We start from the raw sequence: 14,976 nt of genomic DNA on the forward strand, positions 1-14,976 counted from the left end.
CAGCTTGTCAGTTCGCCCCTCCAACGCCACACTAGCGGACATGAAAAATGTCAACCCGACCTACCTCAAGCACCAATTCCTGATCGCCATGCCCCATATGGCCGACCCGAACTTTGCGCAAACCTTGACCTACATCGTCGAGCACACGGCCAATGGTGCCATGGGGTTGGTGGTGAACCGCCCGCAGGAGCTGAACCTGGCCGATATCCTCGAGCAACTGCGCCCGGAGGTCGACCCGCCGGCCCGTTGCCAGCATGTACCGATCTATATCGGCGGCCCGGTGCAGACCGATCGCGGTTTCGTGCTGCACCCGACCGGGCCGAAGTTCCAGGCCACCGTAGACCTCGACGGTGTGTCGCTGTCCACCTCCCAGGACGTGTTGTTCGCCATCGCCGACGGCGTGGGCCCCGAGCACAGCGTGATCACCCTGGGTTACGCCGGCTGGGAGGCCGGGCAACTGGAGGCTGAACTGGCCAGCAATGCCTGGCTCACGTGCCCCTTCGACGCTGACATCCTGTTCAACACCGCCAGCGAACTGCGCCTGGAGGCGGCCGCCGCCAAGCTGCGGGTCAACCTCAACCTGTTGACCAGCCAGGCGGGGCACGCCTGATGGCCTTGCGTCTGATCCTCGGTTTTGACTATGGCACCAAACAGATCGGTGTCGCGGTCGGCCAGGTCATTACCGGCCAGGCCCGCGAGCTGTGCACACTCAAGGCCCAGAACGGCATACCGGACTGGAACCAGGTCGAAGCCCTGATCAAGGAATGGCAGCCCGACGCCGTCGTGGTCGGCCTGCCCCTGAACATGGACGGCACGCCCAGCGACATGTGCCTGCGTGCCGAAAAATTCGCCCGGCGCCTCAATGGCCGCTACAACATCCCCTTCTATACCCACGATGAACGCCTGACCACCTTTGAAGCCAAGGGTGAGCGTAAAGACCGTGGCGGACAAAAGGGCAGTTACCGCGACAACCCCGTGGACGCCATCGCCGCCGCCTTGCTGTTGCAGGGTTGGCTGGATGAAAACACCGCTTTATTTACATCCTGACTTGTCGCATTGCTTTTTGTAGGAGCGAGCTTGCTCGCGAAAAACGTCAACGATTACGCGCGCATCCAATGATGCACGCGGTGCCTGTGAGTTCTTCGCGAGCAAGCTCGCTCCTACACACTATCGCCTGCCTTGAAGGAGCCACCATGAGCCTGCCGAATCCCGCCGAACTGATCAGCCAGATGGCGATACACCTCAAGGCGCACCTGGAACACCGTGCCATCAGCGAACCGCGCTTTATCGGTATTCGCACCGGTGGCGTGTGGGTGGCCCAGGCGCTGCTGGAAGAACTGGGCAGCGATTCGCCCCTGGGCACGCTGGACGTGTCCTTCTACCGTGACGACTTCAGCCAGAACGGCCTGCACCCGCAAGTGCGTCCGTCCGCCCTGCCCTTCGAGATCGAAGGTCAGCACCTGGTCTTGATCGATGACGTACTGATGAGTGGCCGCACCATCCGCGCCGCCCTGAACGAACTGTTCGACTATGGCCGCCCGGCCAGTGTGACCTTGGTGTGCCTGCTGGATCTGGACGCCGGCGAATTGCCGATCAGCCCGGATGTGGTGGGTGCCACGTTGCCTCTGCAAGCCCACCAACGGGTAAAATTGTCCGGTCCCACGCCGCTCGAACTCGAACTGCAAGACCTTGCCCTTTAAACCGCCTTGTAAAGAGTCCCCGCGATGACGCCTCTAGATGCCAAGCGCCCGCTGCAGCTCAATGCTCAGGGCCAGTTGCAACATTTCTTGTCCCTCGACGGTTTGCCCCGCGAGCTGCTCATCGAAATCCTCGACACCGCTGACTCGTTCCTCGAGGTCGGTGGCCGGGCGGTGAAGAAAGTCCCGTTGTTGCGCGGCAAAACCATCTGCAACGTGTTCTTCGAGAACTCCACGCGCACCCGCACCACCTTTGAACTGGCGGCGCAGCGGTTGTCGGCTGACGTGATCACGCTGAACGTGTCCACCTCGTCGGCGAGCAAGGGCGAAACCCTGCTCGACACCCTGCGCAACCTGGAAGCCATGGCCGCCGACATGTTCGTGGTGCGCCACGGCGACTCCGGCGCCGCGCACTTCATCGCCGAGCACGTGTGCCCGCAGGTGGCGATCATCAATGGCGGCGACGGCCGTCACGCCCACCCGACCCAGGGCATGCTCGACATGCTCACCATCCGTCGGCACAAGGGCAGCTTTGAAAACCTCTCGGTGGCCATCGTCGGCGACATCCTGCACTCGCGGGTGGCGCGCTCGAACATGCTGGCCCTGAAAACCCTGGGCTGCCCGGACATTCGCGTGATCGCGCCGAAAACCCTGCTGCCGATCGGTATCGAGCAGTACGGGGTGAAGGTCTATACCGACATGGCCGAAGGCCTCAAGGGTGTGGACGTGGTGATCATGCTGCGTCTGCAACGCGAGCGCATGGCCGGTGGCCTGCTGCCGAGCGAGGGTGAGTTCTACCGCCTGTTCGGCCTGACCACCGCACGCCTGGCCGGCGCCAAGCCGGATGCCATCGTGATGCACCCAGGCCCGATCAACCGGGGGGTGGAGATTGAATCGGCGGTGGCCGATGGCAACCAGTCGGTGATCCTCAACCAGGTGACTTACGGCATCGCCGTGCGCATGGCGGTGTTGTCCATGGCCATGAGCGGGCAAACCGCGCAACGTCAATTCGAGCAGGAGAACGCCCAGTGAAGCTCAGCATTCTTGGCGCTCGCGTTATCGATCCGGCCAGTGGCCTGGATCAAGTGACCGATCTTCATCTGGAAGCCGGCAAGATCATCGCCATCGGCGCCGCCCCCAGTGGGTTCAGCCCCAGCGATACCCTTGATGCCAACGGCCTGGTGGCCGCGCCTGGCCTGGTGGACCTGAACGTCGCCCTGCGCGAGCCGGGCTACAGCCGCAAGGGCACCATCGCCAGCGAAACCCGCGCCGCGGCGGCCGGTGGCGTGACCAGCCTGTGCTGCCCGCCGCACACCAAGCCGGTCCTCGACACCTCGGCGGTGACCGAGCTGATCCTCGACCGTGCCCGCGAAGCCGGCAATTGCAAAGTGTTCCCCATCGGCGCCCTGAGCAAAGGCCTGGAAGGCGAGCAACTGGCCGAGCTGATTGCCCTGCGCGACGCCGGTTGCGTGGCCTTCGGCAACGGCCTGGAGAGTTTCCGCAGCACCCGCACCCTGTGCCGCGCACTGGAATACGCGGCCACCTTCGATTTGACGGTGGTCTTCCACTCCCAGGACCACGACCTGGCCGAAGGCGGCCTGGCTCACGAAGGCGCCGTGGCCAGCTTCCTCGGCCTGCCGGGTATCCCGGAAACCGCCGAAACCGTGGCCCTGGCCCGTGACCTGCTGCTGGTGGAACAAAGCGGCGTGCGTGCGCACTTCAGCCAATTGACCAGCGCTCGTGGCGTGGCCCTGATCGCCCAGGCCCAGGCCCGTGGCTTGCCGGTGACCGCGGACGTGGCGTTGTACCAGTTGATCCTGACGGATGAGGCATTGATCGACTTCTCCAGCCTGTACCACGTGCAACCGCCCCTGCGTACCCTGGCCGACCGTGACGGTTTGCGCGCGGCGGTGAAGTCGGGGGTGGTCTCGGCAATTTCCAGCCACCACCAGCCCCACGAGCGCGATGCCAAGCTGGCACCGTTTGGCGCGACAGAGCCGGGCATCAGCAGCGTCGAACTGTTGCTGCCATTGGCAATGACGCTGGTGGAAGACGGTTTGCTGGACCTGCCGACGCTGCTCGCACGCCTGAGTGCCGGTCCGGCCCAGGCCTTGCGCCTGCCGGCGGGCACGTTGGCGGTGGGGTCGGCGGCGGACCTGGTGCTGTTTGATCCGGCCAGTTCCACCATTGCCGGCGAGCACTGGCTGTCCAAGGGTGAAAACTGCCCGTTCATTGGGCATAGCCTGCCGGCGGCGGTGCGTTACACACTGGTCGACGGACACATCAGCTACCAGGCTTGAGCCATTAAAAACTGTAGGAGCGAGCTTGCTCGCGAAGAACGCACAGGCGACGCGGGCTACCTGATAGCACTGCGTTATCGTTGACGTTCTTCGCGAGCAAGAACTAGGCGTCCCCCTCGCTCCTACAGGTTATTTATGATCTACCGGCCGCCGTTGCGCTCGGCATTGCGGATCGAAATCTGCGTATTCAACGTCCAGAAGTCATACAGCACGCCCACCAGGAACAAACCGCCGGTCAACAGGTAGATCAGGCCGGTGATCCATTTGCCCTGGTACATGCGGTGCACGCCGAACACCCCGAGAAACGCCAACAGTATCCAGGCCACGTTGTATTCGATGGGCCCGGCGGTAAAGCGCAGGTCGGCTTCACGGTCCATGGCCGGGATCAGGAACAGGTCGATCAGCCAACCAATACCCAGCAGACCGAAGGTAAAAAACCAGATCGTGCCGGTGACAGGTTTGCCGTAATAGAAGCGATGCGCCCCGGTAAAACCAAAAATCCACAGCAGGTAACCGATCACCTTGCTGTGGGTGTCTTGCTGCTGACCAAACTGTTGATAGGTGTTCATCGCGTACCTCTTTTGCCTCGATAGATAAATTTTTTCACTTTCTTTGTGACTTTTTTACAGGCGCCCGACGTACGGCAAATGGTATCTTCCTGCCCTGAAAGCCTTATGCCACCTGCCTTGTGTAGGACAATTGCGGCGATTCGTCGCGCTTTTCCTGATTTTGACCCCAAGGTTCAGTCGACAAACGGCCTGAGAACGGCACAAAAAGCTGTTATAAAGTTGCGCGCAAACCTATAAGAGCCACGCCTAATGCGACCATTTTTCAAGACATGGCTAACCATTTGCCTATTAATGCCACTGGCCGCCCACGCCACCAATCGTGAGCAACGACTTCCTAACGTTAACGGTTTCACCCCTAAAGCTCATAGCACCCCAAGCACCGCCAAATCGATAACGCCCACGGTCAACCGTCCGACCCACCTGGGCAAGGCCCACGGTAAAGCAACTCACGGCCTCGCGGCAGTCAACACCAAACAAAGCAGCAATGTCCTCAGCCGCGCCGTCAACGTGCTCGGTACTCCCTATCGTTGGGGCGGCAGCAGCCCAAGTAAAGGGTTCGATTGCAGCGGTTTGGTGAAATATGCGTTTAACGACGTCGCCGCCGTGGATTTGCCGCGCACTTCCAACGCCATGGCCGCCGGCCACGGGCAAAAGGTTGATCGCAAGGACCTGAAACCGGGCGACCTGCTGTTCTTCAAACTGAAGAGCCGCCAGGTGAACCACGTTGCCATCTACCTGGGTAACGACCGCTTTATCCACGCACCGCGTCGTGGCAAGTCGGTGAGCATCGACACGCTGAAAAAGCCGTTCTGGAACAAGAACTACGTGATTGCCAAGCGGGTTCTGCCCAAAGAGCAGAACACCTTGCGGGTAGTCCAGCGCTGACTGTAGGAGCGAGGGGGACGCCTAGTGCTTGCTCGCGAAGAACACACAGGCGACGCGGGCTACCTGATAGCACTGCGTTATCGTCGACGTTCTTCGCGAGCAAGAACTAGGCGTCCCCCTCGCTCCTACAGGTTGTTTCAAATATCTGCAGGCACCTTTGCCTGCCCCCGCGCGTCCTCCCGACTGACCAGCCCATCGCTCACCAACGCCTTCAAACTCATATCCAGCGTCTTCATCCCCAACGCCCCACCCGTCTGAATCGCCGAGACCATCTGCGCCACCTTGTCTTCACGGATCAAATTACGAATGGCTGGCGTACCCAGCATGATTTCATGGGCCGCCACCCGCCCACCGCCAACCTTCTTTACCAACACCTGTGACACCACTGCCTGCAACGACTCCGACAGCATCGTGCGGATCATGGCCTTCTCGCCCGCCGGGAACACGTCCACCAGCCGGTCTATGGTCTTTGCCGCCGAGGTGGTGTGCAGGGTGCCAAAGACCAGATGCCCGGTCTCAGCGGCCGTCAGGGCCAGGCGAATGGTTTCCAGATCACGCAACTCACCCACCAGGATCACATCCGGATCTTCCCGCAGCGCCGAGCGCAGGGCCGCAGCGAAACTGTGACTGTCACGGTGCACCTGGCGCTGATTGATCAGGGCGGTTTTCGGCCTGTGGATAAACTCGATAGGGTCCTCCAGGGTGAGGATGTGCTGGCGTCGATGCCTGTTGAGGTCATCGATCATCGCCGCCAGGGTGGTGGACTTGCCCGAGCCGGTGGGCCCGGTCACCAGCACCAGGCCGCGCGGCAACCGTGCGATGCGCTGGAACACCGCCCCCAGCCCCAGGCTTTCCAAACTTTGAACCTCGGCCGGGATGGTGCGAAACACCGCGCCTATGCCGCGATCCTGCTGGAACACGTTCACCCGAAACCGCGCCAGGCCAGGCAACTCGAAGGCAAAATCCGTTTCAAGAGATGTTTCGAAATCCTTTTGCTGATAGTGATTGAGCAAAGGGCTGAGCAAGTCCCTCACTTGCAGGGCCGACAATACCGGCCAATCCAGCGGCCACACCTCGCCATCCACTCGCAGCATCGGCGCCAGACCGGCCGACAGATGCAGGTCGGAGGCACCGCGGCTGACGCCAACCGTCAACAATTCAGTGATATCCATAGGGCTTTCCATTTCCAGTAGAATGCCGCGGACTCCATATCCACGGGCGCATCTTGAATGTCGACGATAGCAGACAACATCGGCCTGGTTAGCCAGCGCATCCGTGCCGCGGCCGACGCCGCGCAACGTGACGCCAATAGCATCCACCTGCTGGCCGTGAGCAAGACCAAGCCCGCGCAAGCCGTGCGCGAAGCCTATGCGGCGGGCCAGTGCGATTTTGGCGAAAACTATCTGCAGGAAGCCTTGGGCAAACAGGCGCAATTAACCGACCTGCCCTTGAGTTGGCACTTCATTGGCCCCATTCAATCGAACAAGACTCGTGCGATCGCCGAGAACTTCGCTTGGGTGCATTCCGTGGACCGCCTGAAAATCGCACAACGCCTGTCCGAACAACGCCCGGCCGACCTGCCGCCGCTGAATATCTGCATCCAGGTCAATGTCAGTGGCGAAGCCAGCAAGTCCGGCTGCACGCCCGCCGACCTGCCGGCCCTGGCCAAGGCGATCAGCGACCTGCCACGCTTGTCGTTGCGCGGCCTGATGGCGATCCCGGAACCGACGCAAGAGCGAGCCGCCCAAGACGCGGCATTCGCTGCCGTTCGTGACCTGCAAGCCAGCTTGAACCTGCCGCTCGACACACTTTCCATGGGCATGAGCCACGACCTTGAGTCGGCTATCGCCCAAGGCGCCACCTGGGTGCGGATCGGTACCGCCCTGTTCGGCGCCCGCGACTACGGCCAGCCATGAAATGGCTGACTTCCATTTAGCTAAGGACCTGTCATGAACGACACGCGTATTGCCTTTATCGGCGCCGGTAACATGGCGGCCAGTCTGATCGGTGGCCTGCGGGCCAAGGGCCTCGAAGCCCGGCAGATCCGCGCCAGCGACCCGGGCGACGAGACCCGCGCCCGCGTCAGCGCCGAACACGGTATCGAAACCTTTGCCGACAACGCCGAGGCCATCCGAGGCGTCGATGTGATCGTGCTGGCGGTCAAGCCGCAGGCCATGAAAGCGGTGTGCGAAAGCCTGCGCCCGAGCCTGCAACCCCATCAACTGGTGGTATCCATCGCCGCCGGCATCACCTGCGCCAGCATGAATCACTGGCTGGGTGCCCAACCGATCGTGCGTTGCATGCCCAACACCCCGGCGCTGCTGCGCCAGGGCGTGAGCGGTTTGTACGCCACCAGCGAAGTCAGCGCCGCACAGCGTGACCAGGCCCAGCAACTGCTGTCCGCCGTAGGTATCGCCCTGTGGCTGGAGCAGGAGCAGCAACTGGACGCGGTCACCGCCGTATCCGGCAGCGGCCCGGCGTACTTCTTCCTGCTGATCGAAGCCATGACCGCCGCGGGCGTGAAACTGGGCCTGCCCAAGGACATCGCCGAACAACTGGCCGAGCAAACCGCCCTGGGCGCCGCGCAGATGGCCGTGACCAGTGAGGTGGACGCCGCCGAGTTGCGCCGCCGGGTGACCTCCCCCGGCGGCACCACCCAGGCGGCCATCGAATCGTTTCAGGCCGGGGGCTTTGAAGCCTTGGTGGAAAAAGCACTGGGTGCCGCGGCACACCGTTCGGCCGAGATGGCCGAGCAACTGGGCAAATAGACGTCCCTTATCGGCTATTGGACTCGACGCAACTGAACTCGATAGGAATCAAACATGCTCGGAATCAATGACGCTGCCATTTTCATCATCCAGACCCTGGGCAGCCTTTACCTGCTGATCGTGCTGATGCGTTTTATCCTGCAACTGGTGCGGGCGAACTTCTACAACCCGCTGTGCCAGTTCGTGGTGAAGGCCACCCAACCGCTGCTCAAACCGCTGCGGCGGGTGATCCCGAGCCTGTTCGGCCTGGACATGTCGTCACTGGTGCTGGCGCTGCTGCTGCAGATCCTGCTGTTCGTGGTGATCCTGATGCTCAACGGCTACCAGGCCTTCACCATCTTGCTGTTGCCTTGGGCGCTGATCGGCGTCTTCTCGCTGTTTTTGAAGATCATCTTCTGGTCGATGATCATCAGCGTGATCCTCTCGTGGGTCGCTCCGGGCAGCCGCAGCCCAGGCGCCGAGCTGGTTTATCAGATCACCGAGCCGGTGCTGGCGCCGTTCCGTCGCCTGATCCCCAACCTGGGCGGCCTGGATATCTCGCCGATCTTCGCGTTCATCGCGATCCAACTGATCCAAAGCTGGGTGATCCCGCGCCTGGCGTTCTATGCATTCATGCCCAAGGAACTGTTCGGCCTGATCTGATTCAGGCCCGACCTGCAGGCAAAGGCCGAATAACCTCCGGCCTTTGCTTGCCGCTGGGTGCAGCGCTCTTTAGACTTACGCCTCATTTAAACGAGAGCAGGGTCGATGCCAACTGCCTTCCCCCCGATTCTGTTGGACTGGTCGTGCCCCAACTGGCGCACTTCAGCGAGCCGCTGGCCCTGGCCTGCGGTCGTTCGTTGCCAGCCTATGACCTGATCTATGAAACCTACGGCCAACTGAATGCCACGGCGAGCAACGCCGTGCTGATCTGCCACGCCTTGTCCGGCCATCACCACGCCGCCGGCTTCCACAGCGTCGACGAGCGCAAGCCCGGTTGGTGGGACAGCTGCATCGGCCCTGGCAAGCCCATCGACACCAACAGGTTCTTTGTGGTCAGCCTGAACAACCTCGGCGGCTGCAACGGCTCCACCGGCCCCAGCAGCCTCAACCCGGACACCGGCAAGCCATTCGGTGCCGACTTCCCGGTGCTCACCGTGGAAGACTGGGTACACAGCCAGGCGCGCCTCGCCGACCGGCTGGGTATCAACCAGTGGGCCGCCGTGATTGGCGGCAGCCTGGGCGGCATGCAGGCGCTGCAATGGACCATCACCTATCCCGACCGTGTGCGCCACTGCCTGGCCATCGCTTCGGCCCCCAAATTGTCGGCACAAAACATCGCCTTCAACGAAGTGGCGCGCCAGGCGATCCTCACCGATCCGGACTTCCATGGCGGTTCGTTCCAGGAAGCGGGCGTGATCCCCAAGCGCGGCCTGATGCTGGCGCGAATGGTCGGGCACATCACCTACCTGTCCGACGATTCCATGGGCGAGAAATTCGGCCGTGGCCTCAAGAGCGAAAAGCTCAACTACGACTTCCACAGCGTCGAATTCCAGGTGGAAAGCTACCTGCGCTATCAGGGCGAGGAGTTCTCGGGGCGTTTCGACGCCAACACCTACCTGCTGATGACCAAGGCGCTGGACTACTTCGACCCGGCGGCGAACTTTGACGACAACCTGGCGAAAACCTTCGAGGGCGCCACGGCCAAGTTCTGCGTGATGTCGTTCACCACCGACTGGCGTTTCTCGCCGGCGCGCTCGCGAGAATTGGTGGATGCCTTGATGGCTGCCCGTAAAGACGTCTGCTATCTGGAGATCGACGCACCACAAGGCCACGACGCCTTCCTGATTCCGATCCCACGTTATCTGCAGGCATTCAGTAACTACATGAACCGCATAACTTTGTGAGAACGCCATGAGAGCCGACCTGGACATCATCCAAGACTGGATCCCCGCCGGCAGCCGCGTGCTCGACCTTGGCTGCGGCAATGGCGAACTGCTGAGCTGGCTGCGCGATAACAAGCAGGTCACCGGCTACGGCCTGGAAAACGACCCCGACAACATCGCCCAGTGCGTGGCCAAGGGGATCAACGTGATCGAACAGGACCTGGACAAGGGCCTGGGCAACTTTGCCAGCAACAGCTTCGACATCGTAGTGATGACCCAGGCCCTGCAAGCGGTGCACTACCCGGACCGCATCCTCGACGAGATGCTGCGTGTAGGCCGCCAGTGCATCATCACCTTTCCCAACTTCGGGCACTGGCGTTGCCGCTGGTACCTGGCCACCAAGGGGCGGATGCCGGTCTCGGACTTCCTGCCCTACACGTGGTACAACACGCCGAACATCCACTTCTGCACCTTCGAAGACTTCGAAGCCCTGTGCAGCGAGCGTGAAGCCAAGGTGATCAACCGCCTCGCCGTGGACCAACAGCACCGTCACGGCTGGGCGAGCAAGCTATGGCCCAATTTGTTGGGCGAAATCGGGATTTACCGGGTCAGCAGTCCTGGCCTTGCGGACCACAAGATTGCCGTCTAATCATTATCAAGAGGGACGATCATGAGTCGTTTGGCTGTTTTTCTATTGACCGCCTGCCTGGGCGCCAGCGCCATGGCCGCGGACACCATCGATGCAAATCGCAAAAAAGACTTCGGTGATATCACCGTTCACTACAACACCTTCACGTCGAGCTTCCTGCCACCAGAGACCGCCCAGAACGTCGGCGTGGTACGCAGCAAAGAGAAGGGCTTGATCAATGTGACCGTGATCAAGGGCGTGACCCCGGTGGCGGCGCAGGTGACCGGCACCATCAAGGACTTGGGCGGCAAGAGCGAGATCCTGACGTTCAAGCAAATCGAAGAGAAAGGCGGGATCAGCTACCTCGCGCCCTACTCCGTGACGCAGCGGGAATACAAGACGTTTACCATCAACGTTGAAACCGGCGGCAAGGCCCATGGTTTCCAATTCAACCAAGAACTGTTTCCGGCCGACTGATGAACCTGACCCAACTCGTACTGGCCAGCCATAACGCCGGCAAGCTCAAAGAACTGCAGGCCATGCTCGGCGAATCCGTGCAGTTGCGCTCGGTTGGCGAGTTCAGCCAAGTCGAACCGGAAGAGACCGGCCTGTCGTTCGTCGAAAACGCCATCCTCAAGGCACGCAACGCCGCGCGCCTCTCCGGTCTGCCGGCACTGGCGGATGACTCGGGGCTGGCGGTGGACTTCCTCGGCGGTGCCCCTGGCATCTATTCGGCGCGTTATGCCGACGGCAAGGGCGACGCAGCTAACAACGCCAAGCTGCTGGACGCCCTCAAGGATGTGCCGGATGCCGAGCGTGGCGCACAGTTCGTCTGCGTGCTGGCGCTGGTACGGCATGCCGACGACCCGCTGCCAATCCTCTGCGAAGGCTTGTGGCACGGGCGCATCCTGCATGCGGCCAGCGGTGAACATGGGTTTGGCTATGACCCGCTGTTCTGGGTGCCCGAGCGTAATGTCTCCAGCGCTGAGCTGAGTCCGGCCGACAAGAACCAGATCAGCCACCGCGCCCGCGCAATGAATTTGCTGCGCCAGCGCCTGGGCTTGAAATGACCCGGAACACGTCCGCGCAGCCGCTGATCCACGGCGGCGCGCAAACACCTCGGGCGGCGCTGCCTGTACTGCCGCCTCTGGCGCTGTATATCCACATCCCGTGGTGCGTGCGCAAATGCCCCTATTGCGACTTCAACTCCCACACCGCCAGCAAGGTGCTGCCGGAAGAAGAGTACGTAGATGCCTTGCTGGCTGATCTGGACCAGGACCTGCACGCCGTTCATGGCCGTGAGCTGAGTTCGATCTTCTTCGGTGGCGGCACACCCAGCCTGTTCAGCGCAGCGGCACTGGGTCGCCTGCTCAAGGGCGTGCAAGCACGCATCCCGTTTGCCGACGATATCGAGATCACTCTGGAAGCCAACCCTGGCACCTTCGAACAAGAGAAGTTCGTGGCGTATCGCAAGCTGGGGATCAATCGCCTGTCCATTGGCATCCAGAGCTTCCAACAGCAAAAGCTCGAAGCTCTGGGGCGCATCCATAACGGTGATGAAGCCGTGCGCGCTGCCGGTATGGCGCGCCAGGCCGGGTTCGATAATTTCAACCTGGACCTGATGCACGGCCTGCCCGACCAATCCCTGGACGACGCCTTGAGCGACCTGCGCCAGGCCATCGAGCTCAAACCGACGCATCTGTCCTGGTACCAACTGACCCTGGAACCCAACACCGTGTTCTGGAACCAGCCGCCCGCCCTGCCGGAAGACGATACCCTGTGGGACATCCAGGAAGCCGGCCAGGCACTGCTCGCCGAGCACGGTTACGCGCAATATGAAGTGTCGGCCTATGCCCAGCCCGGTCGCCCGGCGCGGCATAACCTGAACTACTGGAGCTTTGGCGACTTTATCGGCATCGGCGCCGGCGCCCACGGCAAGCTCAGCCACCCGGACGGGCGCATCGTGCGCACCTGGAAGACCCGCGCGCCAAAGGACTACCTCAACCCGGCCAAAAACTTCCAGGCTGGCGCGAAAGAGCTGACCAACGAAGAGCTGCCCTTCGAGTTCCTGATGAACGCCCTGCGCCTTACCGACGGCGTTGAAGCCAAGCTGTACGCCGAGCGCACCGGCCTCGACCTGGGGAGCCTGGATCAGGCGCGTCGCGAGGCAGAACAAAGTGGCTTAATGCAGGTCGAACCGTCACGCCTGGCGGCGACCGACCGCGGGCAACTCTTTCTCAATGACCTGCTGCAGAAGTTTTTGAGCTGATCGCTCTTAAGGAAATCGAATGGATTTGGTACTCGACCTGCTCGCCACCGTATCCCGCTGGAGCCGCAGCAACTTGTCGGAAATCTCCCTGGCCCTTGTCGGCTGCCTGCTGGTGCTGTTTGGCGCCGACATTAAAGGCTGGGTCGAAGCACGCCTGGGCAGCATCGCCGGCGCGTTGCGCGTCCCGCTGATGGCCCTGCTGTGCATGATCGGCAGCGGCGCGGCACTGATCTACGCCACGCCATGGATTGTGCGGGGCTTGAGCCAGTTCAATAACTACAGCCTGGCGCCGGTGCTGGTGGTGGTGCTGGTGTTGATTGGCGTCGTCGCGGACCGCCGCTGACCTCAGACCCAACACAAACACATGTGGGAGGGGACTTGCCCCCTCCCACATTTGATTGCATTTCAATTCAAGTGCGAGTTAAGCCAGCTTCTCGAACTTCAAATCCCAAACCCCATGCCCCAACCGCTCACCACGACGTTCGAACTTGGTGATCGGACGCTCTGCAGGGCGTGGCACGCATTTGCCGTCTTCGGCCAGGTTGCGATAGCCAGGGGCGACGTTCATCACTTCCAGCATGTATTCGGCATACGGTTCCCAGTCGGTGGCCATGTGCAGGATGCCGCCGACTTTAAGCTTGCTACGCACCAGTTCCGCGAAGGAGGCTTGCACGATACGGCGCTTGTGGTGACGGGCTTTGTGCCATGGGTCGGGGAAGAACAGCATCAGGCGGTCGAGGCTGTTGTCGGCGATGCAGCGGTTGAGCACCTCGATCGCATCGCAGTCGTAGACTCGCAGGTTGGTCAGGCCCTGGGTCAGCACGCCATTGAGCAGCGCGCCGACACCTGGGCGGTGCACTTCGACCCCGATGAAGTCCTGTTCCGGCGACGCAGCCGCCATTTCGAGCAGGGAATGGCCCATGCCGAAGCCGATTTCCAGGGAACGTGGTGCCGAACGGCCGAACACCTGGTCGTAGTCCACCGGCGCGTCGGCCAGGGGCAATACGAACAATGGCGCACCTTGTTCCAGGCCCTTTTGCTGGCCTTCGGTCATGCGACCGGCACGCATTACAAAACTCTTGATCCGGCGGTGCTTGGACTCGTCAGCGGCGTCCACGGTGTTCGGCGTTTCGTTTGATTCAGTCATCAATGGCTCTTACTTGATCAGACCATCCAGCGGCGAAGAGGCGCTGGCGTAGAGTTTTTTCGGCATGCGACCGGCCAGGTAGGCCAGGCGGCCTGCAACGATGGCGTGTTTCATGGCTTCAGCCATCATGATCGGCTGTTGGGCGTTGGCGATGGCCGAGTTCATCAGCACCGCTTCGCAGCCCAACTCCATGGCGATGGTGGCGTCGGAGGCAGTGCCCACGCCCGCATCCACCAGCACCGGGATCTTGGCTTCTTCCAGGATGATCTGCAGGTTGTAGGGGTTGCAGATGCCCAGGCCCGTGCCGATCAGGCCCGCCAGCGGCATCACGGCGATGCAGCCGATCTCGGCCAGTTGGCGGGCGATGATCGGGTCATCACTGGTGTAGACCATCACGTCGAAACCTTCCTTGACCAGGGTTTCGGCGGCCTTGAGGGTTTCGATCACGTTGGGGAACAGGGTTTTCTGGTCGGCCAGCACTTCCAGCTTCACCAGGTTGTGGCCGTCGAGCAGCTCACGGGCCAGGCGGCAGGTGCGCACGGCTTCAATGGCGTCGTAGCAACCAGCAGTGTTCGGCAGGATGGTGTAGCGGTCCGGCGGCAGGATATCCAGCAGGTTCGGTTCGCCAGGGTTCTGGCCGATGTTGGTGCGGCGCACGGCCACAGTCACGATCTCGGCGCCCGAGGCTTCGATGGCCAGGCGGGTCTCTTCCATGTCGCGGTACTTGCCGGTGCCGACCAGCAAACGGGACTGGTAGGTACGACCGGCCAGGACGAAGGGCTTGTCGTTACGAACGATGCTCATGGGAAATCCTCGTAATGGGGTGAGGTTCTGCAGAATTCGGGGCC

18 protein-coding genes and 1 pseudogene are annotated in these 14,976 nt (G+C 61.8%); 15 read left to right on the plus strand and 4 right to left on the minus strand.

Annotation, left to right across the window (positions count from 1 at the left end; all coding sequences use genetic code 11):
• The first annotated feature begins 40 nt into the window (after nucleotides 1-40).
• The 5 genes from AB4O05_RS02835 (at nucleotide 41) to AB4O05_RS02855 (ending at nucleotide 3,997) form a co-directional block, all read left to right on the plus strand.
• On the plus strand, nucleotides 41-610 hold the full coding sequence (locus AB4O05_RS02835; protein WP_460133256.1) for a YqgE/AlgH family protein: 570 nt from the start codon (nucleotides 41-43) through the stop codon (nucleotides 608-610).
• The gene (ruvX, locus tag AB4O05_RS02840; RefSeq protein WP_460133253.1) at nucleotides 610-1,047 is read left to right on the plus strand and encodes a Holliday junction resolvase RuvX; all 438 of its coding nucleotides are present in this window, start codon (nucleotides 610-612) and stop codon (nucleotides 1,045-1,047) included. The genes AB4O05_RS02835 and ruvX overlap by 1 nt, the downstream gene beginning before the upstream one ends.
• A 146-nt stretch (nucleotides 1,048-1,193) precedes the next feature.
• Nucleotides 1,194-1,700, plus strand: coding sequence for a bifunctional pyr operon transcriptional regulator/uracil phosphoribosyltransferase PyrR (gene pyrR / locus AB4O05_RS02845; RefSeq protein ID WP_460133250.1), 507 nt, complete (start codon nucleotides 1,194-1,196; stop codon nucleotides 1,698-1,700).
• A 24-nt stretch (nucleotides 1,701-1,724) separates the two neighbouring features.
• Entirely contained in the window at nucleotides 1,725-2,729 is a 1,005-nt protein-coding gene (locus AB4O05_RS02850; protein WP_460133248.1) for an aspartate carbamoyltransferase catalytic subunit, read from the plus strand.
• Nucleotides 2,726-3,997, plus strand: a complete 1,272-nt coding sequence (locus AB4O05_RS02855; RefSeq protein ID WP_460133246.1) for a dihydroorotase — start codon at nucleotides 2,726-2,728, stop codon at nucleotides 3,995-3,997. Before AB4O05_RS02850 ends, AB4O05_RS02855 begins: the two co-directional genes overlap by 4 nt.
• A 140-nt stretch (nucleotides 3,998-4,137) precedes the next feature.
• Here AB4O05_RS02855 and AB4O05_RS02860 read toward each other — a convergent pair whose 3' ends face one another.
• On the minus strand, nucleotides 4,138-4,566 hold the full coding sequence (locus tag AB4O05_RS02860; protein ID WP_460133244.1) for an NINE protein: 429 nt from the start codon (nucleotides 4,564-4,566) through the stop codon (nucleotides 4,138-4,140).
• A 249-nt stretch (nucleotides 4,567-4,815) separates the two neighbouring features.
• Between AB4O05_RS02860 and AB4O05_RS02865 the strand changes: the two genes are divergently transcribed.
• Nucleotides 4,816-5,451: a C40 family peptidase gene (locus AB4O05_RS02865; protein ID WP_460133242.1), complete on the plus strand. Its 636-nt coding sequence runs from the start codon at nucleotides 4,816-4,818 to the stop codon at nucleotides 5,449-5,451.
• A 137-nt stretch (nucleotides 5,452-5,588) separates the two neighbouring features.
• Here AB4O05_RS02865 and AB4O05_RS02870 read toward each other — a convergent pair whose 3' ends face one another.
• On the minus strand, nucleotides 5,589-6,623 hold the full coding sequence (locus AB4O05_RS02870; RefSeq protein ID WP_460133240.1) for a type IV pilus twitching motility protein PilT: 1,035 nt from the start codon (nucleotides 6,621-6,623) through the stop codon (nucleotides 5,589-5,591).
• Between the two features lie 57 nt (nucleotides 6,624-6,680).
• Between AB4O05_RS02870 and AB4O05_RS02875 the strand changes: the two genes are divergently transcribed.
• From AB4O05_RS02875 to AB4O05_RS02915, 9 genes and pseudogenes are all read left to right on the plus strand, one after another.
• Complete coding sequence (locus AB4O05_RS02875) at nucleotides 6,681-7,367, plus strand: YggS family pyridoxal phosphate-dependent enzyme (protein ID WP_460133238.1); 687 nt, start codon at nucleotides 6,681-6,683, stop codon at nucleotides 7,365-7,367.
• A gap of 33 nt (nucleotides 7,368-7,400) precedes the next feature.
• A complete protein-coding gene (proC, locus tag AB4O05_RS02880; RefSeq protein ID WP_460133235.1) occupies nucleotides 7,401-8,219 on the plus strand; it encodes a pyrroline-5-carboxylate reductase in 819 nt (272 codons plus the stop codon).
• Between the two features lie 54 nt (nucleotides 8,220-8,273).
• The gene (locus tag AB4O05_RS02885; RefSeq protein WP_460133233.1) at nucleotides 8,274-8,861 is read left to right on the plus strand and encodes a YggT family protein; all 588 of its coding nucleotides are present in this window, start codon (nucleotides 8,274-8,276) and stop codon (nucleotides 8,859-8,861) included.
• Between the two features lie 105 nt (nucleotides 8,862-8,966).
• Nucleotides 8,967-10,105, plus strand: a pseudogene (gene metX, locus AB4O05_RS02890) (homoserine O-succinyltransferase MetX).
• Between the two features lie 7 nt (nucleotides 10,106-10,112).
• A complete protein-coding gene (metW, locus tag AB4O05_RS02895) occupies nucleotides 10,113-10,733 on the plus strand; it encodes a methionine biosynthesis protein MetW (RefSeq protein ID WP_460133231.1) in 621 nt (206 codons plus the stop codon).
• A 21-nt stretch (nucleotides 10,734-10,754) separates the two neighbouring features.
• Nucleotides 10,755-11,189, plus strand: coding sequence for a DUF4426 domain-containing protein (locus AB4O05_RS02900; protein WP_460133228.1), 435 nt, complete (start codon nucleotides 10,755-10,757; stop codon nucleotides 11,187-11,189).
• Complete coding sequence (rdgB, locus tag AB4O05_RS02905; RefSeq protein WP_460137701.1) at nucleotides 11,186-11,782, plus strand: RdgB/HAM1 family non-canonical purine NTP pyrophosphatase; 597 nt, start codon at nucleotides 11,186-11,188, stop codon at nucleotides 11,780-11,782. The genes AB4O05_RS02900 and rdgB overlap by 4 nt, the downstream gene beginning before the upstream one ends.
• Nucleotides 11,779-12,981: a radical SAM family heme chaperone HemW gene (hemW, locus tag AB4O05_RS02910; protein ID WP_460133226.1), complete on the plus strand. Its 1,203-nt coding sequence runs from the start codon at nucleotides 11,779-11,781 to the stop codon at nucleotides 12,979-12,981. The genes rdgB and hemW overlap by 4 nt, the downstream gene beginning before the upstream one ends.
• Nucleotides 12,982-13,000: 19 nt before the next feature.
• Nucleotides 13,001-13,324: a DUF3392 domain-containing protein gene (locus tag AB4O05_RS02915; protein WP_003176691.1), complete on the plus strand. Its 324-nt coding sequence runs from the start codon at nucleotides 13,001-13,003 to the stop codon at nucleotides 13,322-13,324.
• Between the two features lie 78 nt (nucleotides 13,325-13,402).
• Here AB4O05_RS02915 and trmB read toward each other — a convergent pair whose 3' ends face one another.
• Together trmB and AB4O05_RS02925 are read right to left on the minus strand one after the other, a co-directional pair.
• Nucleotides 13,403-14,128 (minus strand): tRNA (guanosine(46)-N7)-methyltransferase TrmB, encoded by a 726-nt coding sequence (gene trmB / locus AB4O05_RS02920; protein ID WP_460133222.1) that lies wholly within the window; start codon nucleotides 14,126-14,128, stop codon nucleotides 13,403-13,405.
• A gap of 9 nt (nucleotides 14,129-14,137) precedes the next feature.
• Nucleotides 14,138-14,932 carry a thiazole synthase gene (locus AB4O05_RS02925; RefSeq protein ID WP_460133219.1) on the minus strand — a complete coding sequence of 265 codons (795 nt, stop codon included), beginning with the start codon at nucleotides 14,930-14,932 and terminating at the stop codon, nucleotides 14,138-14,140.
• Nucleotides 14,933-14,976 lie beyond the last annotated feature (44 nt).

The sequence above is a fragment of the Pseudomonas sp. S1_G07 genome (assembly GCF_054668565.1).